The sequence below is a fragment of the Arenicella chitinivorans genome, assembly GCF_014651515.1.
Taxonomy (GTDB): domain Bacteria; phylum Pseudomonadota; class Gammaproteobacteria; order Arenicellales; family Arenicellaceae; genus Arenicella; species Arenicella chitinivorans.
Map to the genome: position 1 here is coordinate 12,569 of NZ_BMXA01000007.1, position 24,142 is coordinate 36,710.

Here is a 24,142-nt window from a genome sequence, read left to right on the forward strand (position 1 = left end):
ACGGCTTAGGCGATGTCGTAGTGTTTGAGTTTTTTACGCAGCGTATTGCGGTTGATGCCGAGCATATCGGCGGCGCGAGTCTGATTGCCATTTACTTTTTCCATGACGACCTGGAGAAACGGTTTCTCCACTTCATTGATAAAAAAGGTGTGTAGATTGGTCGGTAGCTCGCCATTTAGATCATTAAAATACTGTTCCATGGAGTGCTTAATACACACGGACAAAGGGTCGTTCTTGGTCATGATTGCATGTCAGAGTCGGTCAAGTGGTCAATGGAAGTGTCAGGCAGCAAGGTTGAGCTGCGAAAACGTTAAAAACTGTGCCAGCAGATTGCGCTGCTGGGCCGCGTTGTCAGTGGTGGTGATGGCACGCCGAGCTTGATCGTCAATTGAGACAGGCCAATGCGCCAGATACCACTTGATGTGTTTGCGTGCCAGGCGCACGCCCATGCCGGGGCCATAGAACTCATGCACAGCGTTAACGTGGTTCAAAATTGTCTTGACCCGCGTCTCTAGATCGGGTGCTGTGGTGTGTTGGCCAGTAGTCAAATAATCAGCGACTTGCCGGTAGAGCCAAGGTTGGCCCTGTGCTGCGCGACCAATCATAACGGCGTCGGCCTGAGTGTGTTTAAGCGCGATGCGGGCCGCTTCGGGCGATGCGATGTCACCGTTTAACACCACCGGGATGCTGAGCTGCTGCTTTACCTCTGCGATGGTGTCGTACTCAGCCTGGCCATCGAATTTACACGCCTTGGTGCGTCCGTGAATGGTGATGGCGCTGATACCGGCTTGTTCGGCGATCCTGCCAATCGTCACGGCGTTGCGTCGATCGGGCGCAATGCCGGTGCGAATCTTGACTGTCACCGGCACATCGACGGCCTCGACAACCCGCGTTAGAATCTCGGAAACCAGTTGTTCATTTGCGAGCAGAGCGGAGCCAGCCGCCTTTTTACACACCTTTTTGGCAGGGCAACCCATGTTGATGTCGATGATCTGGGCCCCATTGGCCACGTTGAATTGCGCCGCGCTCGCCAGTTCATCAGGTTCGGTGCCAACGATTTGCACCACCACCGGTTCAGGTTCACCGTCGAGATCGGAACGGAATTTGGTTTTAGCTGAATCACGCAGGCCAGACTGGCTGGTGATCATCTCTGACACCACCATCCCCGCGCCGTGATCACGGCACACCTGTCGATACGGTTTGTCTGTCACACCGGCCATGGGCGCGGCAATCACCGGATTAACAAGTTGATAAGGGCCGATTTGCATCGAGTGTTCCGTTGTAAAAGTTAGTCACTGTTTGCGCCTTCACGAGCAAATGTGGTGGCAAACGCGACGGGTGGTGCCGTCAGGAAAAGGGAGTCAGATGATACCGATCCGGTGAAATCGGGTAAAGATTCAACCTTAAAAAACTGCTACTTTTTTAAGCAATTTTAAAATTACTGTCGGTCAGAAATCAGCGCCGAATCAGTTTTAGCTCGTAACCGACGGCTTGTTTGGGGAAGGTGAGCATTTCGATGGTGACTTTTTTAAGCTCTTTGGCACCGATCATGGCGTCGGTTTGATTATTGTAAAGATAGTCGTGTGGCGACAATTGTCGGCGTGATACGACCTTACCGTCGGCACTCATCAGACTTAGTTCCAGCCAAGGCAAAGGTTGCGCGATCTCGGCGTGATTGATGAGGCTGACTCTAAGTAACGTGGTGGAGGATCTTGTTGGATGAGGTTCATTACGTGCGGCAACGATCTCGAGCTGCGCCAAATTACGTCGAACGGGTAGCGCAATGTCGCGTTCCGCCAGCCGCTCAGACAACGGTAAGGTAAGCTGTTGAATCTGTCGATCAAGCTTGCTCTGCGGGTCAATTGAGATCAGTTGCTTGAACCAAACCTGATACAGTAGCAGTGCGGCGAGACCCAGTGTCAATGCGAGCAGTAGTAAAAACATCATTATGCGCAGCAGACCAGCGACTGCGCTACGTTGGCGCTTCGATTTCGGTCGAGCCACAGGGCGTGGTCGAGTGCGAACCGGTGCAGCCAGTGGCACGTTAGAGCGCTTGGGTTTGATCAATTTATCTTTGATTAGCGAGTCCACTTCGTCAATCAGCTGGCTGTCATTTTTCTCAACATCGGTCGAGGACGTAGTCTCTGGTTCGGAGCCAGAATTTGCGGGCGTCGATGTTTCAGTGTTTGATGCAGGCAGCGCGATCTCTGTTTGCCCGTATTTCTCTGCGGTTGCCAGTTTGCGTGATTTGGGCGTTGTCGGTTCAGGTGCAACCAGCTCCTCAACTTCTTCCTTGTGTGCGTTAATGTCGGCAACTATTTGATCAACCAGCGAAGGCTCGCTGAGCGAGTCGGGGTCGACGGTAATCGAATTGGGTTCGAGTTGCGGGTCCGCGTCAGCCTCGTTGCTTTCGGTGTGCGGGTCGGCGAACTCAATTTCCATAGTTTCCGGCGCGCTGGTGTCTTGAGTATCGGGCGTGTCTTCGCTAATGGGTTCAATAAACGCACCGCGCGGGTCGAACTTGGGAACGCTGATACTGGCATCGATCAGTCTGGCCTGGAAGCGTTCGCGACAGGTGCCACAGCGCACCATGCCTTCAGACACGCGAAATTGTTCGTCACTGATGACGTAAGTGGTAAAGCAGTGCGGGCACTGTGTTTTGTTTAAACCCATCGATAAACGTTTAAGCTTTTGGAGTCGCGATTATCAGAGCCCATTGCTCTTGATGCTCAACATGATAAGCCATTTTATCACCAAAGGCGGCGGTCACACGATCGACCTGCGTGGTGAGAATGCCGGTGAGTAAAAGTGTGCCCTCTGCGTGTAAATGCGCCAGTAGTGTGTCTTTCAGTTGGATAATCACATCGGCCAGTATATTGGCGATGACCAGCGGATAGCGATGTCGAGGTTCATCGGCCAGTTGGTTGGGTAAACAGGCGTGTAAGTTATGGCCAAGTTCATTGCGTGCGGCGTTTTCATCGCAAGCTGTTACCGCCAACGGATCAATGTCGACCGCCTCGGCCGACTCCGCACCGCTTAATAGCGCTGCGATCGCCAAGATGCCTGTGCCGCTGCCATAGTCCAGTACTGCCTGACCACTTAGGTCTTGTCGTGATAGCCACTGCAAACAAAGGTGTGTGGTTGGGTGAGTACCAGTTCCGAATGCCAGCCCCGGATCTAAAATAATATTGCGTGCCTCGGGGTCGACTGGGTCACACCAGCTTGGACAGATCCACAAGCGATCACCGACTTCAATCGGCGTGAACGAATCCAACCAAACGCGTTCCCAATCCTGATCAACGAGCGTCTCAACCTGTACTGGAATTTCTGTGTTGGATTGCGCAGAGAAGTGTTGTTGCACAAAGTCAATAATCGGCTCCAATGCGATTTGGGCATCAAACAACGCCGTGACGCGCACCTTTTGCCAGGTGGGCTGGCCGGGGAAAGCCACCTCGTAGTACTCATCCGCACCTGCGTTTTCGGTGGTTACGGCTTGAGCTAAGAATGCCTCGAGTGTGGCCGAAAGCCGGTCCACTTGATTGGCATCCACCACAAATCTTGCTTGAGTCCAGCGCATATCAATTGCTGCTCGAAATATTGGGTGGCAAATAGGTGCTGAGCCAAGCAGCGATTTGCTGTTCATCCACTTTGCCTAGAACTTGTTCGATTACGCGACCTTGTTCGTCAAGCAGTAACGAGTAAGGCAGCAGTCCTTGCGGATTTCCAGCGGTTTCCATCACCGTCATGCCGGATTTTTCGGCGTAGAAAATCGGGTAGGTTATGTCCATTGAGTCCAGCATTGGCTGCGCGGTTTCGGGATTATCGATGGCAACGCCGATCACTTGAAAGCCATCGGACTTTGCGGCGCGGTACATCATTTCAAATACCGGCATTTCTTCTCGACAGGGTGTGCACCAGGTGGCCCAAAAATTCACCAGCGTTACTTTTCCAAGGTGCGAATCGATGCTGGCAGGGTTTGACTCATAATCTAACTTGGCTTGCAAAAGGGGCTGACTGTCGATGACTTCTGATACACGTGACTTATTGATTGCAAAGCCGACCACAAAAGCCACCACCGCAATCAGGGCGAAAAGAATTTTAGTTTGATTCGACATAGTGCGTATTAGTCTACTTGGTTTACCAGTGCCAGAAAGGTCTGTTTATCGAGATAGCCGTATTGTCGTAGGTCTTGCACTTCAGTACCATCAGCGCGAATGAACAAGGTGGCTGGAGGACCAAAGACGTCAAAATATTGTTTCAATTCTTCGCTGTCCTGGTTGGTGTCTGTTACATCCACCTCGATCAACTGCCAGCCAGCGAGAGCCGTGTGTACGTCCGGCTCGCGAAAAGTCGATTTGGCCATGCGCTTACAGTCAAGACACCAATCGGCGTAAAAATCCACCAGACTGGGTTGTCCGGTTTGTTTGGCCTGCGCCAAAAGAGTTTGGGCGGCGGAGAGTGTGGTGACCGTTTTGAAAGGAACTTTGTCGTTCGTATTTGCGGCACCGCCACTGAGCATTACCTCAGACAGCGGGTTTAGCACGTCGTCACCGCCACGCGACGCTCCGAGCAAGCACAGGCTGCCCCAGAGCAAAATCGCGAACGCCAGTGCTTTTAGTGCCGACGCGAACAACGTATGTTCAAGGTCTTTGCCGACTTGCCATAAATAAAAACCGATCCAAAGCAACAGTGCTGCCCAGAGCAACAGCGCGGGTACGAAGGCCAGAAAACTAGCAATGTAAATGGCAACGCCAAGCACCATAAAGCCGAATAAGACCTGTACGTGTTTCATCCAGGCTCCGGCTCTCGGCAGAATCCATGCCGCGCCAAACCCGACTAAAATCAACAACAAGCCCATACCTAAGGCCAGCGCGCTCATGATGGCGGCGCCTAATACGGGGTCGCCTTGTTTGATTGCAGCACCAATCGACAAAAAGAGCACCGGAGACACACAGGCACCTACCACCAAGCTGGAAATCACGCCCAGTAAGAAGGTGGTGATCGATACTGACCGGGTACTGAGCTGAGTGCCGCTGATGCGGGTTTGAATCGAGCTCGGTAGTTCGAGTCGAAACGCGCCGAATAGCGAGGCTGCCAGCGCGAGCAATAAGGTACAGATAACGCCAATCGCAATCGGGTTCTGGAAATACGCTTGCAATTGCGTGCCGGAAAGACCGGCAATCCAGCCAGCGATTGCGTACACCAGTACTGTGCCCGCGACATAGCAAGTGGCGAGCCAACCGGCACGAAGTTTACTGGGGTTGTTTTGACCTGCGATCACGCCGAGAAGGATCGGGATCATGGGGAGCACGCACGGCGTAAAGCTGAGCCCGATTCCGGCAAAGAACGCGATCACCACGTACTGCCAAAAGCTTTTATTAGGTTCATTGGCGTCTGCCGGAGTGTCGACGGGCGGTACTGTCGATACTCTGGCAGCTGACGCGTTGGTCGCCACTGAGTTGGCAGAGCGCGTGGTGCTGGGGTCGATATCAACGCTCAGCGTACGAGTTATGGGTGGGTAGCACACGCCAACCGGTTTATTACAGCCTTGGCCTTTTAACTCAAGTTCAATACTGGTGGCGTCGGGAGGTAGATTGGTGACCGGTGCAATCAACTCGACGTTATAGAAATACACCACGACTTCGCCGAATATTTCGTCGTTTTCGATTTGACCGGCGGGAAAGTCGATGGCACCAAACGAGATTGCGGGGTCGGTGCTGACGATGTCGAACTGATCCCGATACATGTAGTAATCTGGCGCTATGGTCCAGAATACTTTTAGTTCTTGATCAACGATCTGGGCGGTGGCAGTGAACGCTTGGTCGTCCGGCAACAGATCGGTCTTCTTCTTATTCCAGAACTGCGCCTGTGCGGTTGCTGTCACCAGTAATAACAACAGAGTGAGTAGGCGAATAAGATGGTGCGAAAATCGTTGCATGTGAGTTAGCGGTAAGCGATTTGGTTTCCAGTGCTCAGTAAGACCGGGTTAGTTTACGGATGCTGACCCTCGACCTGCTGAGCTGGGTATTGTGCCATTAAACGCGTGGCGAACCTATGATAATCGGGAACTCCTAAGTGTATCGTAATAGACGATTCTCGATGTCGAGACGTTCATACCTTGAAATATACCAAATCAAACCAATTAACTACGCACTGATGGGTTTGCTATGATGCAATCCGTAACCACGAACTTGCCAATACCATGCCCTCCATTTCACAGATCCTTCAAAGTATGACCAATCGACTGGTGATTATCACGGTGTTGGTGTATTTCGTTCAGACCACCGTCTTCGCAGGTCGCTTCACTGGTGGCGAGTTGTTCGGTTGGCAGTCGCCGAATTTTGAGCTATGGCAGTTGCTGACGCATGTGTTCTTGCATGGCAGTGAGATGCATTTGTTGTTTAACATGATTGCCTTATGGTCTTTCGGTCGAGTGCTTGAACGAGTCTGGGGCAATCGTCGCTTTTTATTGTTCTACCTGATCTGCGGAGTCGGCGCGGCGGTGATTTCGATGCTGGTCAATAATCTGATTTTGAACACCCAGTTCACCGGCCATATGGTCGGTGCGTCCGGTGCCATCTACGGCATTTTGGTAGCCTTTGCTTTGTTGTTTCCAAACTTCAAAATCATGCTGATCTTTTTACCGGTGCCAATTGCGGCCAAGTATTTTGTGCCGGTGTTATTGCTAATCGACCTGACGGCTGGATTTACGGGCGTGTCGATTTTCGGCCAAAATATCGCGCATTTTGCTCATGTCGGCGGGGCCATTGTGGGCGCTGTATTGGTCTTTTTGTGGTCGGCGCAGTCAACTCGGAAGTAAAGCGGCTAAGGGCGGATAGTCGGTATCAGCGTGCGGGGTATTGAGTAACTGCTGTCCTGCAACGATAGCGCGATGACCGGTCTGACAGGCTAGTACCACTCGATGACAGTCGGCAGGGAGTCGCAGCGGCTGTGACGAGGCCAGTGGTTGCTGGCTGTGCACCACAAATGGTTGTGGTTTAGCCTGTACTTCCTCTTCTGAACGCACGTCGATCACGTAGTCGGAGTCTTGGAGTTGGTGTTGGCTGATCAAATCGATCCGTGGTCCTGTCGGCTCCGTGGCTGCGCTAACATCGACGATGGATACGTCATATTGCCAGCAGTCAAGATAAAGTAATCGGCCACCAAGTGTGGGTTGATGCGTCAGCAGTTTAATCGCTTCCTGCGCCTGCAAGTTGGCCAGTAGACCGACACTCGGGCCCGTCACACCGACCTCATTGCATCCTTGTTGTTGCGTCGGGATGCGCGGAAAGACTGCGCGCAGACTCGGCCATTGTGCGCCGAATAGTCCGAGGTAGCCAAAGGTTTTGTTGACCGACGCGCTCAACAGCGGGATCCCGAGCTGTGTACTCGCGTCGGACAACAGGTAAGAAGTGCCGAAATTGTCGGCCGCGTCGATGATCAAGTCGACACCGTCTGCCAGTTCTAAGGCATTGCCAGGGTGAATCCGCGTGTTGTGACGGGTCAGGTGGACATCCGAATTCAACGCCTGCAGCGCAAGGTGCGCCACCTCGACTTTGGGTTTACCAGCATCCTGTTCTCGATACAGGTGTTGCCGATGCAGGTTGCTAATATCGACACAGTCGTGTTCCACTAAGGTGACTTCACCAATGCCGGCACCAACCAATTGACTGGCGACCACACAGCCGAGTCCACCAAGACCAACCAGCAGTACACGACTGTTGGCCAGCGCCTGTTGTCCGGTCAGACCGATCTGCTCGACCGTAATTTGTCGTTGGTAGCGTTGGTAGCGTGCGTTCATGCTGGCATTCTATGTCTTTGATCCGCCAACTGTCAGCCCACATTGCAAAAATAGTTGCTGCACGCGAGCCACGTGTTGAGCCGGAGCCTGTTGCCGTTGTTGCATCCGCCGTCGACGTTGCTGTGCCCATTGTTGGTAAGGCAAAGCCGCGAAGGGCAGCAACAGGTCTTCAAACTGATTGTAGTCATCCAGCAGCGCTTGATCGAGTTGTTGTAGTTGGATGCTCAATGGCTGGACTTGTTGGATAAACACCTTGCTAATGACAGTCTGGAAGCGGCGTGCCGATGGCGTTGCTTGTGTATTGAAGCACAGCGGTTGCGCTAAACGCAGTGCAATGAGGGAATCAGCGCGTGTTAATGCGTGCACAATTTGGTCCGATTCGATCAAGGCGTCCCCGCCTCGACCAAATCGCAATTCGCCGAGATGACGTTCGATTAGGTTGCGCTCAGGCTCGCTGAAGTGAGTGCGGCCGGTCAATACTTCGCGGCTGAACTGGGTAAGGTACGCGATACTTTTTTGTGCTGGTGCATAAACCCGTAAATCCGTTTCGTGGTGAGCCCGCCAGAAGGCACGATTCTCGTCTTGATGCAGTAATGCGTGCGCTAGTTGGTGGGGTAGCTGCGCCTGTTTGAGGGTGATGAATTGACTCAGCTTGCTGGCCAGCGTTTTATTATTAAGTTGTGCAATACACTCAGGGCCCGTCGCCAGGATCTCCAAATCGTTAAATAATCGTTGAGATTGGGAGGCCAGTTTACCCATTTGGCTATTTCGATGAGCCAGCGCGGTGTGTAAACGACAACCACGTAGACTTAAAAATTCGCGCACACTGAGTACGGTGTCGCTCTCTGGTCCGAGCAGCTGGCGTGGTGCAGGGAAGCTCAAAGTGTGATTTTCGATACGCGGAGCATCCCGATCCAGCACTCGTTCTAGACGGATTACATAGTCTTCGCCGATAGGTCGGTCACAGCCGAGCAACACCAGTAGCAGTAATGGAAAAATGCGCCTGTGCATCGTCTATCTTTGATGGATCACTGGGATGCCCAGTTGTTCTATAAAACGCTGCACCTGTTTTTTTTCCGGCCGGTTTAAAAATTGCCCGATTTCTTCCTGTTGGTTCAGGTATTGCAGTTTCAATGTTGGCGCACTGAGACGGTATCGACTTTCTTGTCGTATCAGGCGTGTCTGGTCGCGCTGCCAGTGCCATTCCTGCTTTGGAAAATACACGCCTTTTTGCAAAATTAATGACTGCTCTTCAATCAGCAGAATTTCCTTGAAGCTGAGTTTCCAGGACACATAATACATACCGATGCCGACCAGCATCACTTCCAACCCCGCGAACGGTAACACCATCCACGCGCCCATCCACGCCCAGCATGCCGCAATCGTCATATTAACTACAAACATGGCGATTAGTATTTTCTTATTTGTTTGCCAGCTCATGGATCGATTCGGCGACATGATAAGCTGAATTTGTTTGCCTACGATGTGTGTTTCAACCATAGTTGGTAGTTACCAGTGACTCTTAAGGTGTTTATAACGTCGTCACACATCACGCAGCGTTGCGTGAACAATGCGAGTGAATCCCAACTTTTGATTCGGAGGAATCAGTATGCCAGAGAAACCAATAGGCCAAATAATGTGGCGCGATTTGACCGTAAAGGACGCTGATCAAATCAAGGACTTTTATTCTGCTGTCGTTGGCTGGAAATCGCAGCCAGTATCGATGGGCGACTACGATGATTTTAATATGAACCTGCCAGAATCAGGTGAAACCGTGGCCGGTGTTTGCCATGCGCGTGGCGGCAATGCGGACTTGCCAGCACAATGGATGATGTATGTACGCGTAGCAGACGCGCAAACCAGTGTTGAAACGGTGCAGAAAATGGGTGGTGCTGTGCTGCAAGGTCCGCGTACGATGGGTGAGGAAACGTATTACGTAATTCGTGATCCGGCAGGCGCTGTTTTGACGATATTTTCGTAGTCGTGTGGATCCGCTAATCAGGAAGTATGTGCGTCCAACCATGCAAGTACGTCCGCATAGACGCTCTCGGCCTCTGGTTCGTTGAAGATTTCGTGATATAGCCCCGGATAGATTTTAAGTTGTTTGTCTTGCGACGCAACACAACTGAAGAGTTTCTCTGATCCTTCTGGCGCGGTCATGACATCTGCACCACCATGCATGATTAATATGGGCAGTGTGATTTGGCTGGCCTCAGCCAGTACGCGGTCCATGGTTTGACGTAACCCTAGAAGGAACCGCGCTGAAAGCTTGGATTTGCTCACTAAGGGGTCGCACATATAAGCTTCAACCACCGCCGGATCACGACTGATGCCAGATGCATCCAACGCAAGAACGGGTGTCTTGGGTAGTATCGCGGCGATAGCCTTAATGATACTCACCTGCCACGCGGGTGGTTCTTGCGGGCTTTGAATCGCGGCGCTTGACAGTAACGCGCCGCGGAACTTATCTTGGTGATCCAGCAACAGGTTGGCGGAAATCAGCCCGCCCATACTGTGACCGAGTAAAAAGACAGGAAGGTCCGGATAGATTGCGCGCGTGCGCGCGTACAACGACAGCACCGCATCTGAGAACTGTGAGAAACGATTTATATGGCCGGGTGTGCCGCTGGAGTTTCCATGACTGGGCAGATCCATACCGCACACGGCGTAACCTTGATTGCCAAGATAATTGGCCAGCGCATCGTAGCGCTGACAATGCTCGCCTAGCCCATGCACCAGCACTACAACCGCTTTGACATTGCCGTGGACAGGCCAACTCCGGTAGTAGTAGTCGCCGTCGAGTTGTTCGCTAATTGTTTGCATGAGAATCTGCCGAGATAATTGCTGATAAAAGCATCTTAGCAGACCCGCGACTTTTTGGATCAATACTTGCTGCTAATGACCCGCAAATAAAAACGTGCTTTTGGCGTGTGACTGGCGCTGTAATTCCGCGTGCTCGCGTTGTGCCAAGGCAGTTCTAAATTGGGTGTTGAGCACCGCGATTTCATCACTGCGGTTGACGTTGCGTAGTACCGTGATCAGGTCTTGCACACCGTCCAGCAGGGTGGCGACGATATGCCGATCAAACTTGATGTCGTCGAAGGCGGGGTCTACGTCCTTCATTTTTGCTGCTTCGTCGAACACCGCGAATAGTTCTTCCATCTTGTGCTTTGGTTCTGACAGCAGGTCGCTGCAAACCTGCCAATACTCACCTTGTACTAATAAATCCCAAACAAATTTGCTGAGTTTGGCAGCCGATTTTGGCTCACGATGGTGCAGAGCGAGAAACTGCTCCAGCGCATCGTGTTCCAAACCCAAAGCACGCGACACACTCAGATAGTCATGAAAACGCTCGGGGTCGCGGTGGCGCAGATATTCGTCCAGTAAGTTTTGTTGCTTGGCTTCTAAGCGTTGTTTGGCACCCGGAAACACGGTCGCCAGCTCGGCCCAGCCATTGAGGCAGTGTGATAGTCGTACACCGTACAAAGCATAGGGATCGTCGTCTAAGGCATGATCAAAAAAGTGTTCGTAGAACGACAGTGCGTTGACGAAATCACCGGCTTGGTGAGCCAAGTGTGCACTTTCTAACACCTCGATAATGGCAGGTTTTTCCATTCTTGTTTCGGCGTAATGGACGTTAAATCATGCCTAATTCAAGTTTGGCTTCTTCTGACATGTTGTCCATCGTCCATGGTGGGTCAAAGGTCAGTTCTACGCGCGCGTCAGATACGCCGACCACACTTTTCACTGCGTTTTCAACGATACCAGGGAAGGTCTCGGCAACCGGGCAGCCCGGTGCCGTGAGTGTCATACTGACATCGACAAAATAGTCTTCATCGATCTCGAAATTATAAATCAGTCCGAGATCATAGATATTGACTGGAATCTCCGGGTCGTACACCGTGCGCAGTGCGTCGACGATGTCGGGTCGCAATTCTTCGGGTGTGCGTGGGCGAGCGCCGCTCTCAATCGGTTTGTCGTCAGCGCCTTCGGGTTTTTTGATGTACGGAGTAAGCGTTTCGTTCATGATAATCAGGTCAGCATAGAAATTGCTTTTTGGATGGCATCGACCAAGGCGTCAATGTCTTCACGCGTATTGTAAAAGGCCAGTGACGCACGTGCCGTCGCGTCTACACCAAAAAACGCCATGACGGGCATTGCGCAGTGGTGGCCAACTCGGATGGCGACGCCTTGATGATCCAGCAATGTGCCCAGATCTGAGGCATGTACGCCAGCAATTTGAAACGACAGGATGCTGGCTTTGTCTTTGGCAGTACCGATGATACGTAATCCGTCGATCGCGGACAGTTTCGCGGTAGCGTATTCCAGCAGTGCGTGTTCATAGGCGGCAATCTGACCCAGGCCAATTTGTGTGACGTAATCGATGCCGGATGCCAGTCCGATCACGCCAGCGATGTTGGGTGTGCCAGCTTCAAATTTATGCGGGAGCTCGTTGAACTCGGTGCCTTCAAAACTGACCACCTTGATCATTTCGCCACCGCCTTGATAGGGTGGCATCGCGTCTAGCAGCGCACGTTTACCATACAACACGCCGACGCCCGTTGGCGAAAACAGTTTATGGCCGGAGAACGCATAGAAATCACAGTCCAATGCCTGCACATCGACTTCCATATGGGCGATTGCCTGTGCGCCATCGACCAGCACTTTCGCGCCAACGTCGTGTGCGGCGTCGATCATTGCCTTTAAGGGCGTAATGGTGCCGAGGGCATTGGAAAGCTGCGTGATGGCAAGCAACTTGGTTTTGGGACTCAGTAGTTTTAAAAACTCGTCGAACAGCAATTCGCCGTGTTCGTTAATCGGGATTACTCGAACCTTTAAACCGACTTGCTGTTCGAGTAATTGCCAAGGCACGATGTTCGAGTGATGTTCCATCATTGACACGATCACTTCATCACCGGGTTGCAGATTGGCGCGCACGAAGCTGTGTGCTACCAGGTTGATCGACTCGGTGGTACCGCTGGTGAAGATAACTTCCTCAAGTGAGGCGGCGTTGATGAACTGGCGCACTGTTTCGCGCGCGGCTTCGAACAGGTCGGTGGCTCGTTGGCTTAGGGTGTGAATACCACGATGTACGTTGGCGTAATCATGCGCGTAGAACGATTCGACTGCGTCAATAACCGCTTGTGGTTTTTGGGTCGAGGCGCCGTTATCCAGATACACCAATGGACGACCGGAAATTTCTTGATGCAAAGCGGGGAACTCAGCGCGATATCGATTGACATCGAATTCGCTGTGCATCGTCGCCTTGGTGATGGGCTCTATCGCGTTGTTCATAACTTTTTATCTACACACTCGCTCTAACTAGGATGGCTACACCAAATCGGCCAGCCCGCTGAGTAATTCTCCAGCGATCAGCTGTGTTAACTCGGTACGAATTGACTCGACTTGCACACGCTCAATCACTTCATTGGCGAAGGCAAAGGTCAGTAGCGCATTAGCCTGTTCCGCATTGATGCCACGGGACTTCAAATAAAATACTGACTTCGGGTCTAACTGGCCGACGGTAGCACCGTGCGAACATTTTACATCGTCGGCGTAAATCTCCAGTTGAGGTTTGCAATCGGCTTCAGCTTGCGCAGACAACAACAAATTGTTGTTCTGTTGATCTGCGTTCGTTTGCTGTGCATCCTGAGCGACCACGATTCGACCACGGAACACACTGCGCGACTGGTCATCCAAAATTGTTTTGTAGTACTCGTCACTGGTACAGTGAGGCACCAAATGGTTAACCTGTGTGTGATTGTCAACGTGCTGTGTGCCAGACCCGACCACCAGGCCGTTCATTTCGATATGCGCGCCCTGACCTAACAAGTTGCTATGCACATCATTGCGCACGATGCGCCCGCCGAGTGCAATATTGTGGCTTTTGACGTGAGCATTGCTGGCGTGATTGACAAACACGCCGCCAATATGAAAGGCCGCATCCCCGAGTTGCTGAATCTTATAATGATCTACATGGGCATTGTCGGCTGCGACGATCTCGGTAATGACATTGCTCAACTGCGCAGGGTTGCCGGCAGCACTAATATGCCGCTCGATCACTGTGCATTGGCTATGGGCACCTGCAATAATCACGTTGCGTACATGACTCACGGCATCGCTGGCTTGGCTAACAAACACCACTTCCAAGTGCCCTTTGAACACCTGCTTTGGCGGCAAAATCAGCACGTAGCCGTCACTCGCATAAGCTGTATTGAGTGCCATAAAGCCATGCTGTTTGACCGGCAGCGTGGTGCCGAATGCGGCTTGTACGTCAGTGTTGTCCAGCATGTCGGCGAGACTGCCGTAGGTGAAGTCGACGCCGTCCAGGTTGGATGCTTGAGCATCGACATACCCGTCTACGATAACCAGTCGAGCACTGCTTGAAGCAGGTAACTCGACGTCTAACGACGTGCGTTCGGTTGGTTGGTAGGCGTTACTTTTCAGTGCACGTAAGTTTGTGTAACGCCATTGTTCATCGCGCACACCAGGCAAGCCCAGTGCTTCAAACTGTGTCAGGGCATCGGAACGTTGTTTGTTTAGCCACGCTGGTGCGCTGGCCAACAAACTATGACCATCGATCCAACTTTGGGTTTGGTCTGCTGCAATCATCGCTAGCCCGCCTTTTGAAGTCCGTCGATCCAGCCGTAGCCTTTTTCTTCCAGCTCTAATGCCAGTGATTTGTCGCCAGACTTTACGATGCGCCCATTTGCCAGCACGTGCACGTGATCTGGCACGATGTAATCGAGTAAGCGTTGGTAGTGGGTAACCAGCACCATGGCACGATCTGGACTTCGCAGGGCATTTACCCCTTTTGACACAACTTTCAGTGCGTCGATGTCCAAACCGGAATCGGTCTCGTCAAGTAAAGCAAGCTTGGGTTCGAGCATTGCCATTTGTAGAATTTCATTGCGTTTTTTCTCACCGCCTGAAAAGCCTTCGTTAACCGAACGCTTGAGAAACTCCTGTTTCATTTCGACCAGATCGGCTTTCTCACGAATCAGCTTGAGAAAATCACCTGCACTGATTTCGTCTTCGCCGTGATATTTACGTTTGGAGTTGATGGCCGCCTTCAGCATCGCCATATTGCTCACGCCGGGTATCTCGACTGGATATTGAAACGCCAGGAAGATACCTTCACAGGCACGTTCGTCCGCTTCCAGTTCGGTTACATCGCTGCCCATATATTCAATAGAGCCTTCGGTTACTTCATAACCATCGCGCCCGGCAATCACATTCGACAACGTGCTCTTGCCGGAGCCGTTCGGACCCATGATGGCGTGGACTTCGCCAGCGTTCACTTCAAGGTCTACGCCTTTGAGAATTGGCGTATCAAATACGGATACATGGAGATTTTTGATTACTAACATTCGACTTTCTGTTTCGTTCTAGTTTATCTGATGAGCTGATATCCGGCTTAGCCGACGGCGCCTTCCAGAGAGACGTCCAGCAATTTTTGTGCTTCCACCGCGAATTCCATCGGCAGCTCGCGGAATACTTCTTTGCAGAAGCCATTCACGATCATGGAGACCGATGCTTCTTCATCAAGACCACGTTGTTGCAAGTAAAACAACTGATCTTCAGAGATTTTCGAGGTGGTTGCTTCGTGCTCCAAATTAGCGCTTGGATTCTCAACCTCCATATACGGGAAGGTGTGGGCTCCACAGCGGTCACCCAACAACAGGGAGTCGCATTGCGAAAAATTACGCGCATTGTCGGCACCCTTGGTGACTTTCACCAAGCCACGATAAGCATTTTGCCCGTGACCGGCCGAAATACCTTTGGAGATGATGGTGCTGGAGGTGTTCTTGCCCATATGAATCATCTTGGTGCCGGTATCGGCTTGTTGTTTATTGTGCGTGAGAGCAACGGAGTAAAATTCGCCAACCGAGTGATCGCCTTGCAATACCACGCTGGGGTATTTCCAAGTAATCGCCGACCCGGTTTCCACTTGCGTCCAAGAAATTTTTGCGCGATCGCCTTTGCAGACCCCGCGTTTGGTGACGAAGTTATAGATGCCACCTTTGCCGTTTTCATCACCCGGGTACCAGTTTTGGACCGTAGAGTATTTGATTTCAGCGTCTTTATGCGCAATCAGTTCGACCACCGCTGCGTGCAATTGGTTTTCATCGCGTTGCGGCGCGGTGCAGCCTTCCAGATAACTGACATAGGCACCTTCGTCGGCGATGATCAGCGTGCGCTCGAACTGACCGGTGTTCATTTCGTTGATACGGAAGTAGGTAGATAACTCCATCGGGCAGCGTACGCCTTTGGGTATGTACACAAAGGAGCCGTCAGAGAAAACGGCCGCATTCAGTGCGGCGTAATAGTTGTCTTGTGGCGGTACCACGGTGCCGAGGTATTGTTTAACCAGCTCTGGGTGTTCCTGCAAGGCTTCCGAGATCGGCATAAAAATAACGCCTGCTTTGGAAAGGGTCTCACGGAATGTGGTGCGCACCGACACACTGTCAAACACCGCATCGACGGCCACATTGGCCAGCATTTTTTGCTCTTCCAAAGGGATCCCCAACTTCTCATACGTCTCGAGTAGTTTCGGATCGACATCGTCTAAACTGTCCAGTTTGGGCTTCTTTTTAGGCTCTGAAAAATAGGCGATGTTCTGAAAATCGATCTTTGGGTAATCAATATGCGCCCAATTAGGTTCAGGCATTTTTTGCCAGCGACGAAATGCCTTGAGGCGATATTCGAGCATAAACTCAGGCTCGTTCTTGCGTTCTGAAATCCGACGGATGACGTCTTCGTTCAGCCCGGGTTCAAACGTGTCTGATTCGATGTCCGTAATAAAGCCCTCTTTGTATTCGCGCTTAACCAGCGCTTTGAGATCTTTATTCTTTTCGTTCAAGGCTTCTGACATGATAACTACCTATTAAATTGGATCGGGATATCACCGATTTGTAAGATATCCTGTTGGGTCGCCAGAGTTTGTACATGGCGCGTACGAACTACGTCACTGAGTTTCTTGCTATGTAAAAATGCAAAAAACTCGCGACTCAGGTTGGTCCACAAATTGTGCGTGAGGCACGGTTTGGCATCATTGCAAGTATTTCCACCGCCGCAAGCTAGATTAATGTTCTCATCGGCGGCCACTAAGATATCCGCAAGGGAAATTTCTTTGGCATCGCGAGCCAGCATATAACCGCCTTTTGCGCCGCGCACCGATAGTACGAGTCCTGCCTTACGCAGGCTGCGAAATAGTTGCTCAAGATAGGCTAATGAAATTTTCTGGCGCTCAGCAATGTCCACCAACGAAACGCGATCGAGTTTGGCGTGCAGGGCCAAATCCATCATCGCAGTGACGGCATAGCGTCCTTTGGTGGTCAGTTTCATGTGCTCTCTATCGGTTCGAGTCGGTATCGGTTAGACGATGTAGAAATAAAACCTGAGTAAATTACTCGGGAATCGAAGTATAGGTACGCATGTGACCAACTTCAAGAGTATTTACCGGTTTAAAGCCTTATTTAATGCGCCTTGCAGGACTATTCGGCATTACCAAGGGGAATACTGGTTTGGCGTTCGAACAAAATCCGGACGGTGCCGAAGTGGTTGCCATTCGCACGATACAGATTTGATGCGCCATGGTAGTAGGCCAGTTGTTGGCTGTCAGAGTAGTAAGCCACTCGCACGGGCTCCAACAGCCAGCTAAATAGTGGGTTGGCCAGAGTCATCTCAAAAGAGGTCAGGTCATGGACCCCCAGGTCACCAGGTAATTTGGTGTCACGTTGCCGAATGGCAATTTTGACCAAATCCATCCGCTCAGTACTGACGAACTCGGTGGTGAGTTTCTCTCCGGTAGTGACGCGATCCCAGTTTCGAGTGATGAATTGCGAGAAGCCGGCATCAATCGTAACTTCCTGATTGGACTTGGTTCTCAACACGGTCGAATTATCCTGCTGGTTCTTCTTAAGGCTGATGGCGATGCCGTCGACCAATCGTTGGATTTGTTCGGTGCGATCGTGCTGGTGGTACGTCAGGCGGTAAGATTGAACGCGGTCTTGGTCAAACGTTACTTCACGAGTGGCAATCAATTTCCCGTCCGGTGCTAAGTACTGTGTACGGATCCGCTGTTGGGTAATTGTATGCTGTTCTTCGTACAGCAATTCACCAGAGTTGGCGTCATAAGCTTTGCCCACCAAGGCTTCAGCTTTGGCCATGGGTAAGGCTGCTGTGAACAACAAACAACATGCGATGATGATGCGAGGATACATGGGCCACTCCGGAGATCAGTCTTCAGCCGTTGCAGCTCGTGTGTTTAATGGCAGAAGGCAGAATTAGATTGATGGTACCAACAAAAGGTCTCGTGACCCTTGTTGCCTCAGTGCATGAGGCTACCAAAGTGGGTGTGAAGCGAATTCTAGGTGTGTGTAGATCGTGTGTAGAAAGACAAACAGCCCGCTAAGCGGGCTGTTTGTAGTGATGCTGACAATCCGGACTGCCTATTTTGGAATGCGAATTTTTTGTCCAACGAAAATTTTGTCTGGATCCTCGATAACTTCTTTGTTGGCTTCGAAAATTTCTGGATACTTAGCGCCATTGCCAAGAAACTTGGCGGCAATACCCCACAGCGTGTCACCACTTTCGATGACATAGTACTCAACTTCAGGTTGCGCTTCTTCGGGAGCGGGTTCGGGTGCACTCAGGCCGTCGCCATTCACGGAGCCAACGCCTTTCATATTACCTGCCATCAGAATAGTTTTCTCTTTCGCCTCGACAGATGCGCAGCTGCCCTCGAGGGTACAAATCTCATCGTCCAGAGAAACACTCAAGTCGCTTACGCCAGGGTTGTTTGCTTCGATGTTCGCCTTAATCTGTTCAGCCGCATCTGCGTCGCCGATGCCAAATACTTTTTTGCCAATATTGGCCGCAAAATCAAATAATCCCATGCAATCTCCTACCTTCAAATAAAGGGTTTCAGTGTGGTGTTTATGAATTTACAGCGTACCCGCACAGGAATATGTTTGGCAAGGTGTAAATTTCTAAGGTAAATATCTGCGGGGAAGTTTCAGATCTAATCTGACCTTCCTTTGGCGATCAGCACGCCGATGCCGATACCCAGCAACCAAGGCCCCAGCGCCACAGTGTGTTGCCCAAGGGTTGGAAACCATTGAGGAAGCAGGTAGGCGACTAGGCCCAACGCGCAAAGCCCGATACCCCAATGGCGGGTGGTGGATTTCGGGCTGTCCTTTGATTGTAATTGTTGATGGAGTGCGCTTGGTAGGGCTGCCAATGTGGCACGCCAGAGTGGCCAATCCCGTTGCAAGTCTTCCAACAAACGCAGAGGCGACATCTGCTGCACCATCCATTTTTCCAGAAACGGCTTGGCGGTGTCCCATAAGTTAAGCTGTGGATAGAGCTGTCGACCGAGGCCCTCGATATTCAAGATGGTTTTGTACAACAGTACTAACTGAGGTTGCACAGGCATCTCGAATTGACGCACTGTCTGGAACAACTGCATGAGTACATTGCCAAAGGAGATATCACTGAGCGGTTTGGCAAAGATAGGCTCACACACCATCCGGATCGCTTGTTCGAAATCGTCCACCCGGGTATCCGCTGGAATCCAGCCCGCACGCAAGTGAGCGACTGCAATCGCTCGGTAGTCGCGGTTGAAGAAGCCGAGCAACATTTGCGCTAAATACTGTTTGTCGTGTTCGGTCAGTGTGCCCATGATGCCAAAGTCAATGGCAATCCATTTGCCCTCGTCGGACACAAAGATATTGCCGGCATGCATATCAGCGTGAAAGAAATTTTTCTCGAAAGCCTGTGTAAAAAACACTTCGACGCCGTCTTCAGCCAACTTCTTTAAGTCGTGCCCTTGGCTTTTGAGTGTGTCCAGCTCGCGAATCGACGTGCCGTAAATACGTTCCATTACCAGCACATTTTCATGTGTGTAGTCCCAGTAAATACGTGGCACATAGATAATGTCGGTATTTTCAAAATCCGCGCCCATGCGCGCGCCATTGGCTGCTTCGGAACGTAAATCCAGTTCATTGTGAATGGTCTGGTCATACTCACGAATGACATCCAACGGGCGGAATTGGCGACCACGTTTCCAGAACCGTTGCAGCCAACCGGCCATGGTGTACATGACTCGTAAGTCGCTCTCAATGACATCGGCAATGCCGGGGCGTAGAACCTTGATGATCACTTGCTGGTTGGCTAGACCGTTTTGGCCTTTGATCGCCAATCCAGGTCTCAAGGTGGCGCTGTGCACCTGTGCTACCGATGCAGACGCCAATGGCTGCGGGTCGACTTCGGCGAATATTTTTTCGAACTGAGTACCGTAAGCTTGTTTGATAATGTGCATCGCCTGTTGCTCAGAAAACGCAGGCACGCGATCTTGCAGTAAGGTAAGTTCAGCTGCAATGTCAGCTGGCAACAGGTCGGGACGAGTCGACAGAGCCTGGCCTAATTTGACGAAAACTGGCCCCAATTCTTGTAAGGCCAGACGGATTCGTTCGCCCCGGGGTTGTTTAGTTTGAGCACCGGAACTGCCGAATAGGCGTTGCGCAATCCAGCTTGCCTTGCCGTTCAGCTCCAAGTCGGTGATTAGGGTGGCCAGTTGGTATTTTTTAACCACACGCCGAATGGCAAATAGGCGTTTGATGCGAGAACGAGAGTTCGCCATGAATTATTCAGCTTGTTTGAGCAGACGCGATAAGCGGGCGGATAACCGGTCAGTATCGGCGCGTAGCGTGTCTACATCGTCTAGAAACTGATCAACCGCTTGCGCCGGAGCAACCAGCCCATCTTGGCCACTGAGTTGGGCGTTTAACAGCTGTTGTAGGCGGTGCTTGGATTCATCAGCAAATGCTTTTGCTTCGCTGGCCAAGTGTGTAATGAGTTTGGCCGAAGTCTCACCAAATTGTTCCGCTAACATAGATTCCCAATCAATATCGAGTTCTGCAATTAATTGTGCAAAACGTTGGCCAACGATGGGATCACCTGAAATTTCTAACTCTCCAGGCGCCAGGTCTGCATTCTCGAGCCCCACGCGACTGATTTTGAGCATGGCGCCCAGTGTGGCTGTCAGGCTGACATCGACGGGGGCATCGTCTTGATGCGAAAATTCAATGCCGCTTGCTTGTGGCGTGACCCGAATAACCGAGTCAAACGGCTTAATTCGCAAGGCCATGGTTTTGCCGCGCAATCGTTCGAGGCGAGCTTGTGCCGCTTGGTCATAGGCCAGTGTTTTATTGCCCGCGAGTTCGAGTATTTCCAATAACATGCCGCCTCTAATACTTGTAGCCTACGTGCAATGCGACAATGCCACCGGTTAGGTTGTGGTAGCGAACGCGATCAAACCCCGCTTCCAGCATCATCTGTTTCAATTCTTCTTGACCCGGATGACGTCGAATCGATTCCACCAGATACTGGTAGCTGTCTCGGTCATTGGAGATCAGCTCACCGAGTTTGGGAATGACATTAAACGAATACGCGTCATACAGGCGACTGAAAGTTGGGTTGGTTGGTTGTGAAAACTCCAGCACCAGTACCCGACCGCCGGGTTTTAAGCAGCGTTGCATTTCTCGCAGTGCTACGTCTTTGTGTGTCACATTGCGTAAGCCAAAGCTGATGGAGATGCAATCAAATTGGTTATCGTCGAAAGGCAATTGCTCGGCGTTCACCAGACAATAGTCAATGTTGCCAGCGATACCGGCGTCGGTTAGTCGACGTCGCCCTTGCGCGAGCATGGCTGGGTTGATGTCGGTTACCACAACGCGCCCCTGTGGGCCCACTTTAGCGGCAAATTTGAGTGATAAATCACCACTGCCGGCGGCCAGGTCCAATACTTCATTCCCCGGATTTACGCCACTTTGCGCGATGGTGAACCACTTCCATGCTCGATGAAGGCCCATTGACATTGCGTCGTTCATCACATCGTAGTTTCCTGCAACGGATTTAAATACATCCGCTACCAGGTTTTGTTTTTGATTTTCATCGACTTCTTGAAAGCCAAAATGCGTTTTGTTGGGTGATTCAGACATGACTTAACTCAGATAAATGTCGTTAGGTTGCGGTGCTCTTTCGATGTCAGCGGCAGCAAGTTTGTCGAGGTATTGTCGCCAGTATACCGAGCGTTGCGCACCGAGCTCATACAAATAGTCCCACGAATACAAGCCAGAATTATGTGCGTCATCGAAGATCAGACGCACAGCATAGTGGCCGACGGGCTCAATGGCAACGATGTTAACGGCTTCTTTGCCAACCTGCAGTACCGCCTGATCAGGGCCATGACCTTTGACCTCGGCGGACGGCGACATGACACGCAGATACTCGCATGGCAGCGTAAAGTGTTCATCATTAAACACCACATCCAGCAATTTGGATTTAGTGTGTAATCGAATATCGGTTGGCGTGTGTTTCATGCGCTTGGCCCCAAGGTTAGAGCTCGCAGTATATCGTTTCGCCCGTGATGGGAAAACGTGCTATTTTGCGAGATTGATCAAGCATATAACGAGGTGATGAATTAATCGGCATGGAACATTACAAAATCGTGCTGCCGGCGGACTTAAACGACTATGGGAGTTTGTTCGGCGGCACCTTATTAAAATGGGTGGATGAAATAGCGTATATCCGCGTGAGTCTCGATTTTCACGGGCAACATTTTGTGACGATCGGGTTGGATAACGTGGAATTCAAACACCCGATCCGAGAAGGCCAGATACTGCGTTTTCGCTGCAAACAAACACGCGTCGGAACCAGTTCTGTGACATACAACGTCAAAGTCTATGGCGCACGGTATCAGGCTGATTCGGAAATGGTGCTGTTTGAAAATAATATTACCTTCGTGTGCGTGGACGGCGATGGACAAAAAACAGCCATTCGAAAAGACAGCTAAGTTAGGCGCGGTCTCCTCGCTGGCTTTGATTGCGGCCAATTTGGTACCGCTACTCGGGGTTCTCTTTTACGACTGGAATGTGGCTTTTGTGTTGGCGCTGTTCTGGATTGAAAACCTGGTCATTGGCCTGTTCAATCTGCTGAAAATGTGGACGTTGGCACTGATTAATCGACGCGTATCCGGCTTACCCGTCAGTTTGTTTTTTGTGCTGCATTACGGCATTTTTTGCATGGGACATGGCACTCTGTTGTGGTCCTTGCTGAATATGGGTGAGCTTCCCGTGGATCAGTATTTTCCCGACGTAGCCTCGGGTTTCGCCAGCCTGTTCGCGCAAGGCGGTGCGGTATTTATGGGCTTTTTCGCAGAGTTTGGTAGACCATTGGCCTTGGCTGTGTTGGCGCTGATTGCAAGTCATAGCGTGGCATTTATTGAAACCTTTGTCCTCAGTGGTGATATCTGGCGCAAGCGCATTGGGGAATTGATGGGCGAACCGTATCCGCGCATTCTGATTATGCATGTCGGGCTACTGGGTGGGGCTTTGTTGTTGGAGCGGTTGGGCTCTCCAACCTGGTTGTTGGCGATTATGGTGGTGTTGAAAATCATCGTCGATGTCAGTCGATATCGACGTACGAAACAGCACTAAACGGCCTGATAAATCGCGTGGTCTTAAGCTTGGGTTCATCTTAGTTGTGCAATACTGCTGAAAACTAATCAAAGGATTCTCAAGGAATTATTATGCACAAGACTTTATTGACATTTTGTGTCGCGATGTTGGGCTTATTTGCCACACAATCACTGATTGCCTCGGAGCAAGTGGCAGACGACCAGATTCGTGTGTCGGGTGTGGGCGAGGTCGATGCTGAACCAGATCAGGTCACGCTCACCGTCAGCGCCTATGCGCAGGAAGCAGACAAAGCCACGGCCAAGCAAAAAGCGGACGCGGCGTATGAGCAGATTCTGGATCTAGTCAAAGCGTATGGTGTCGACGATAAGGACGTAAAAGTGCAGCAACTGAGCATGCAGCCACAGTATGAATGGTCAGACAATCGCCGAGTCTACCGTGGAGAACGCGTCAGTCGGATGATCAGTGTAGTAGTCCGTGACCTCGAAAACCTTACGCCCTTGCTTGAAGGATTGGCTCAGCAGGGTGTGTCTGAGGTCAATTCGATGCAGCCCGGATTTCAAGATAGTTCAGCGTTGCAGCGTGAGGCGCTGGCGCAAGCGGTCGCAGACGCACAAGGCAAGGCAGAATTTCTAGCTAAGCTTGTCAAGCGCTCGGTGGGGGCCGTAATCAGTATTACCGAAAAAAGTAGTCACAATCCGGTATTCGCGCGCCAAGAAATGGCGATGGCTAAGAGCATGGTCATGGACGCACCACCGGAAATGCTTGGAACACAGACCATTCGCGCCAACGTAGAGATCGTGTTTCGATTAAACTAGTAGGCCTTTCAGTCACGTCTTAGCGTCGCGGTACGAGCGAA

28 protein-coding genes are annotated in these 24,142 nt (G+C 51.3%); 5 read left to right on the forward strand and 23 right to left on the reverse strand.

What is annotated here, in order from left to right; translation table 11 throughout:
- Positions 1-5 precede the first annotated feature (5 nt).
- The 6 genes from IE055_RS15100 to dsbD form a co-directional block, all read right to left on the reverse strand.
- Positions 6-242: a helix-turn-helix domain-containing protein gene (locus IE055_RS15100; RefSeq protein WP_189402516.1), complete on the reverse strand. Its 237-nt coding sequence runs from the start codon at positions 240-242 to the stop codon at positions 6-8.
- Positions 243-281: 39 nt separating this feature from the next.
- Complete coding sequence (dusB, locus tag IE055_RS15105) at positions 282-1,268, reverse strand: tRNA dihydrouridine synthase DusB (RefSeq protein ID WP_189402517.1); 987 nt, start codon at positions 1,266-1,268, stop codon at positions 282-284.
- Between the two features lie 187 nt (positions 1,269-1,455).
- A complete protein-coding gene (locus tag IE055_RS15110; RefSeq protein WP_189402518.1) occupies positions 1,456-2,673 on the reverse strand; it encodes a zinc-ribbon and DUF3426 domain-containing protein in 1,218 nt (405 codons plus the stop codon).
- Positions 2,674-2,683: 10 nt separating this feature from the next.
- Positions 2,684-3,577: a 50S ribosomal protein L11 methyltransferase gene (gene prmA / locus IE055_RS15115; protein WP_189402519.1), complete on the reverse strand. Its 894-nt coding sequence runs from the start codon at positions 3,575-3,577 to the stop codon at positions 2,684-2,686.
- 1 nt (position 3,578) lies between these two features.
- On the reverse strand, positions 3,579-4,115 hold the full coding sequence (locus tag IE055_RS15120) for a TlpA disulfide reductase family protein (RefSeq protein WP_189402520.1): 537 nt from the start codon (positions 4,113-4,115) through the stop codon (positions 3,579-3,581).
- Positions 4,116-4,123: 8 nt separating this feature from the next.
- Entirely contained in the window at positions 4,124-5,938 is a 1,815-nt protein-coding gene (gene dsbD / locus IE055_RS15125; protein ID WP_189402521.1) for a protein-disulfide reductase DsbD, read from the reverse strand.
- Positions 5,939-6,202: 264 nt separating this feature from the next.
- Here dsbD and IE055_RS15130 point away from each other — a divergent pair, with 264 nt between their 5' ends.
- The gene (locus IE055_RS15130) at positions 6,203-6,820 is read left to right on the forward strand and encodes a rhomboid family intramembrane serine protease (RefSeq protein ID WP_229794322.1); all 618 of its coding nucleotides are present in this window, start codon (positions 6,203-6,205) and stop codon (positions 6,818-6,820) included.
- On the opposite strand, the gene IE055_RS15135 is transcribed toward IE055_RS15130, so the two are convergent.
- Genes IE055_RS15135 through IE055_RS15145 form a run of 3 tightly spaced genes read right to left on the reverse strand, consistent with a single transcriptional unit; the run spans position 6,806 to position 9,301 of the window.
- On the reverse strand, positions 6,806-7,801 hold the full coding sequence (locus IE055_RS15135; protein WP_189402522.1) for a HesA/MoeB/ThiF family protein: 996 nt from the start codon (positions 7,799-7,801) through the stop codon (positions 6,806-6,808). The genes IE055_RS15130 and IE055_RS15135 overlap by 15 nt on opposite strands.
- 9 nt (positions 7,802-7,810) lie before the next feature.
- Positions 7,811-8,812, reverse strand: a complete 1,002-nt coding sequence (locus IE055_RS15140) for a DUF3080 family protein (protein ID WP_189402523.1) — start codon at positions 8,810-8,812, stop codon at positions 7,811-7,813.
- A 3-nt stretch (positions 8,813-8,815) separates the two neighbouring features.
- Positions 8,816-9,301 (reverse strand): DUF2244 domain-containing protein, encoded by a 486-nt coding sequence (locus IE055_RS15145; RefSeq protein ID WP_189402524.1) that lies wholly within the window; start codon positions 9,299-9,301, stop codon positions 8,816-8,818.
- 109 nt (positions 9,302-9,410) lie between these two features.
- Here IE055_RS15145 and IE055_RS15150 point away from each other — a divergent pair, with 109 nt between their 5' ends.
- Positions 9,411-9,782: a VOC family protein gene (locus tag IE055_RS15150; RefSeq protein ID WP_189402525.1), complete on the forward strand. Its 372-nt coding sequence runs from the start codon at positions 9,411-9,413 to the stop codon at positions 9,780-9,782.
- Between the two features lie 17 nt (positions 9,783-9,799).
- Here IE055_RS15150 and IE055_RS15155 read toward each other — a convergent pair whose 3' ends face one another.
- The 14 genes from IE055_RS15155 to IE055_RS15220 all read right to left on the reverse strand — a co-directional run bounded on the left by IE055_RS15155 (position 9,800) and on the right by IE055_RS15220 (position 22,188).
- Positions 9,800-10,624: an alpha/beta hydrolase gene (locus tag IE055_RS15155; RefSeq protein WP_189402526.1), complete on the reverse strand. Its 825-nt coding sequence runs from the start codon at positions 10,622-10,624 to the stop codon at positions 9,800-9,802.
- Between the two features lie 72 nt (positions 10,625-10,696).
- Positions 10,697-11,416 (reverse strand): hypothetical protein, encoded by a 720-nt coding sequence (locus IE055_RS15160; protein ID WP_189402527.1) that lies wholly within the window; start codon positions 11,414-11,416, stop codon positions 10,697-10,699.
- A 22-nt stretch (positions 11,417-11,438) separates the two neighbouring features.
- The gene (locus IE055_RS15165) at positions 11,439-11,828 is read right to left on the reverse strand and encodes an SUF system Fe-S cluster assembly protein (protein WP_189402528.1); all 390 of its coding nucleotides are present in this window, start codon (positions 11,826-11,828) and stop codon (positions 11,439-11,441) included.
- A 5-nt stretch (positions 11,829-11,833) separates the two neighbouring features.
- A complete protein-coding gene (locus IE055_RS15170) occupies positions 11,834-13,096 on the reverse strand; it encodes a cysteine desulfurase (RefSeq protein WP_308428223.1) in 1,263 nt (420 codons plus the stop codon).
- 36 nt (positions 13,097-13,132) lie between these two features.
- On the reverse strand, positions 13,133-14,413 hold the full coding sequence (gene sufD / locus IE055_RS15175) for a Fe-S cluster assembly protein SufD (protein ID WP_189402529.1): 1,281 nt from the start codon (positions 14,411-14,413) through the stop codon (positions 13,133-13,135).
- Between the two features lie 2 nt (positions 14,414-14,415).
- Positions 14,416-15,171 carry a Fe-S cluster assembly ATPase SufC gene (gene sufC / locus IE055_RS15180; RefSeq protein ID WP_189402530.1) on the reverse strand — a complete coding sequence of 252 codons (756 nt, stop codon included), beginning with the start codon at positions 15,169-15,171 and terminating at the stop codon, positions 14,416-14,418.
- A 47-nt stretch (positions 15,172-15,218) separates the two neighbouring features.
- Positions 15,219-16,676: a Fe-S cluster assembly protein SufB gene (gene sufB / locus IE055_RS15185; protein ID WP_189402531.1), complete on the reverse strand. Its 1,458-nt coding sequence runs from the start codon at positions 16,674-16,676 to the stop codon at positions 15,219-15,221.
- A gap of 5 nt (positions 16,677-16,681) precedes the next feature.
- Complete coding sequence (locus IE055_RS15190) at positions 16,682-17,149, reverse strand: Rrf2 family transcriptional regulator (protein ID WP_189402532.1); 468 nt, start codon at positions 17,147-17,149, stop codon at positions 16,682-16,684.
- A gap of 149 nt (positions 17,150-17,298) precedes the next feature.
- Entirely contained in the window at positions 17,299-18,027 is a 729-nt protein-coding gene (locus tag IE055_RS15195; protein ID WP_189402533.1) for a hypothetical protein, read from the reverse strand.
- A 228-nt stretch (positions 18,028-18,255) separates the two neighbouring features.
- A complete protein-coding gene (lysM, locus tag IE055_RS15200; protein ID WP_189402534.1) occupies positions 18,256-18,702 on the reverse strand; it encodes a peptidoglycan-binding protein LysM in 447 nt (148 codons plus the stop codon).
- Between the two features lie 125 nt (positions 18,703-18,827).
- Positions 18,828-20,447, reverse strand: coding sequence for a ubiquinone biosynthesis regulatory protein kinase UbiB (gene ubiB / locus IE055_RS15205; protein ID WP_189402535.1), 1,620 nt, complete (start codon positions 20,445-20,447; stop codon positions 18,828-18,830).
- Positions 20,448-20,450: 3 nt separating this feature from the next.
- Positions 20,451-21,047: a ubiquinone biosynthesis accessory factor UbiJ gene (locus IE055_RS15210; RefSeq protein WP_189402536.1), complete on the reverse strand. Its 597-nt coding sequence runs from the start codon at positions 21,045-21,047 to the stop codon at positions 20,451-20,453.
- 7 nt (positions 21,048-21,054) lie between these two features.
- On the reverse strand, positions 21,055-21,807 hold the full coding sequence (gene ubiE / locus IE055_RS15215; protein WP_189402537.1) for a bifunctional demethylmenaquinone methyltransferase/2-methoxy-6-polyprenyl-1,4-benzoquinol methylase UbiE: 753 nt from the start codon (positions 21,805-21,807) through the stop codon (positions 21,055-21,057).
- A 3-nt stretch (positions 21,808-21,810) separates the two neighbouring features.
- Positions 21,811-22,188 carry a gamma-butyrobetaine hydroxylase family protein gene (locus IE055_RS15220; protein ID WP_189402538.1) on the reverse strand — a complete coding sequence of 126 codons (378 nt, stop codon included), beginning with the start codon at positions 22,186-22,188 and terminating at the stop codon, positions 21,811-21,813.
- Between the two features lie 110 nt (positions 22,189-22,298).
- Between IE055_RS15220 and IE055_RS15225 the strand changes: the two genes are divergently transcribed.
- From IE055_RS15225 to IE055_RS15235, 3 genes are all read left to right on the forward strand, one after another.
- Positions 22,299-22,661, forward strand: a complete 363-nt coding sequence (locus tag IE055_RS15225; protein WP_189402539.1) for an acyl-CoA thioesterase — start codon at positions 22,299-22,301, stop codon at positions 22,659-22,661.
- A complete protein-coding gene (locus IE055_RS15230; RefSeq protein WP_189402540.1) occupies positions 22,627-23,304 on the forward strand; it encodes a DUF6498-containing protein in 678 nt (225 codons plus the stop codon). Before IE055_RS15225 ends, IE055_RS15230 begins: the two co-directional genes overlap by 35 nt.
- 92 nt (positions 23,305-23,396) lie before the next feature.
- Positions 23,397-24,101, forward strand: coding sequence for an SIMPL domain-containing protein (locus IE055_RS15235; RefSeq protein WP_189402541.1), 705 nt, complete (start codon positions 23,397-23,399; stop codon positions 24,099-24,101).
- The last annotated feature ends 41 nt before the right edge of the window (positions 24,102-24,142 follow it).

Excerpts from the sequence above, each read along its gene's own strand:
- lysM (WP_189402534.1), bottom strand. The coding sequence starts at position 18,702 with ATGGGATTATTTGATTTTGCGGCCAATATTGGCAAAAAAGTATTTGGC.
- IE055_RS15155 (WP_189402526.1), bottom strand. The coding sequence starts at position 10,624 with ATGCAAACAATTAGCGAACAACTCGACGGCGACTACTACTACCGGAGT.
- sufB (WP_189402531.1), bottom strand. The coding sequence starts at position 16,676 with ATGTCAGAAGCCTTGAACGAAAAGAATAAAGATCTCAAAGCGCTGGTT.
- dusB (WP_189402517.1), bottom strand. The coding sequence starts at position 1,268 with ATGCAAATCGGCCCTTATCAACTTGTTAATCCGGTGATTGCCGCGCCC.
- IE055_RS15210 (WP_189402536.1), bottom strand. The coding sequence starts at position 21,047 with ATGTTATTGGAAATACTCGAACTCGCGGGCAATAAAACACTGGCCTAT.
- IE055_RS15235 (WP_189402541.1), top strand. The coding sequence starts at position 23,397 with ATGCACAAGACTTTATTGACATTTTGTGTCGCGATGTTGGGCTTATTT.
- IE055_RS15220 (WP_189402538.1), bottom strand. The coding sequence starts at position 22,188 with ATGAAACACACGCCAACCGATATTCGATTACACACTAAATCCAAATTG.
- IE055_RS15135 (WP_189402522.1), bottom strand. The coding sequence starts at position 7,801 with ATGAACGCACGCTACCAACGCTACCAACGACAAATTACGGTCGAGCAG.
- IE055_RS15165 (WP_189402528.1), bottom strand. The coding sequence starts at position 11,828 with ATGAACGAAACGCTTACTCCGTACATCAAAAAACCCGAAGGCGCTGAC.
- IE055_RS15120 (WP_189402520.1), bottom strand. The coding sequence starts at position 4,115 with ATGTCGAATCAAACTAAAATTCTTTTCGCCCTGATTGCGGTGGTGGCT.
- IE055_RS15110 (WP_189402518.1), bottom strand. The coding sequence starts at position 2,673 with ATGGGTTTAAACAAAACACAGTGCCCGCACTGCTTTACCACTTACGTC.
- sufD (WP_189402529.1), bottom strand. The coding sequence starts at position 14,413 with ATGATTGCAGCAGACCAAACCCAAAGTTGGATCGATGGTCATAGTTTG.
- sufC (WP_189402530.1), bottom strand. The coding sequence starts at position 15,171 with ATGTTAGTAATCAAAAATCTCCATGTATCCGTATTTGATACGCCAATT.
- IE055_RS15145 (WP_189402524.1), bottom strand. The coding sequence starts at position 9,301 with ATGGTTGAAACACACATCGTAGGCAAACAAATTCAGCTTATCATGTCG.
- dsbD (WP_189402521.1), bottom strand. The coding sequence starts at position 5,938 with ATGCAACGATTTTCGCACCATCTTATTCGCCTACTCACTCTGTTGTTA.
- IE055_RS15190 (WP_189402532.1), bottom strand. The coding sequence starts at position 17,149 with ATGAAACTGACCACCAAAGGACGCTATGCCGTCACTGCGATGATGGAT.
- IE055_RS15225 (WP_189402539.1), top strand. The coding sequence starts at position 22,299 with ATGGAACATTACAAAATCGTGCTGCCGGCGGACTTAAACGACTATGGG.
- IE055_RS15160 (WP_189402527.1), bottom strand. The coding sequence starts at position 11,416 with ATGGAAAAACCTGCCATTATCGAGGTGTTAGAAAGTGCACACTTGGCT.
- IE055_RS15170 (WP_308428223.1), bottom strand. The coding sequence starts at position 13,096 with ATGAACAACGCGATAGAGCCCATCACCAAGGCGACGATGCACAGCGAA.
- IE055_RS15100 (WP_189402516.1), bottom strand. The coding sequence starts at position 242 with ATGACCAAGAACGACCCTTTGTCCGTGTGTATTAAGCACTCCATGGAA.
- IE055_RS15130 (WP_229794322.1), top strand. The coding sequence starts at position 6,203 with ATGCCCTCCATTTCACAGATCCTTCAAAGTATGACCAATCGACTGGTG.
- IE055_RS15150 (WP_189402525.1), top strand. The coding sequence starts at position 9,411 with ATGCCAGAGAAACCAATAGGCCAAATAATGTGGCGCGATTTGACCGTA.
- prmA (WP_189402519.1), bottom strand. The coding sequence starts at position 3,577 with ATGCGCTGGACTCAAGCAAGATTTGTGGTGGATGCCAATCAAGTGGAC.
- IE055_RS15230 (WP_189402540.1), top strand. The coding sequence starts at position 22,627 with ATGGACAAAAAACAGCCATTCGAAAAGACAGCTAAGTTAGGCGCGGTC.
- IE055_RS15195 (WP_189402533.1), bottom strand. The coding sequence starts at position 18,027 with ATGTATCCTCGCATCATCATCGCATGTTGTTTGTTGTTCACAGCAGCC.
- ubiB (WP_189402535.1), bottom strand. The coding sequence starts at position 20,447 with ATGGCGAACTCTCGTTCTCGCATCAAACGCCTATTTGCCATTCGGCGT.
- IE055_RS15140 (WP_189402523.1), bottom strand. The coding sequence starts at position 8,812 with ATGCACAGGCGCATTTTTCCATTACTGCTACTGGTGTTGCTCGGCTGT.
- ubiE (WP_189402537.1), bottom strand. The coding sequence starts at position 21,807 with ATGTCTGAATCACCCAACAAAACGCATTTTGGCTTTCAAGAAGTCGAT.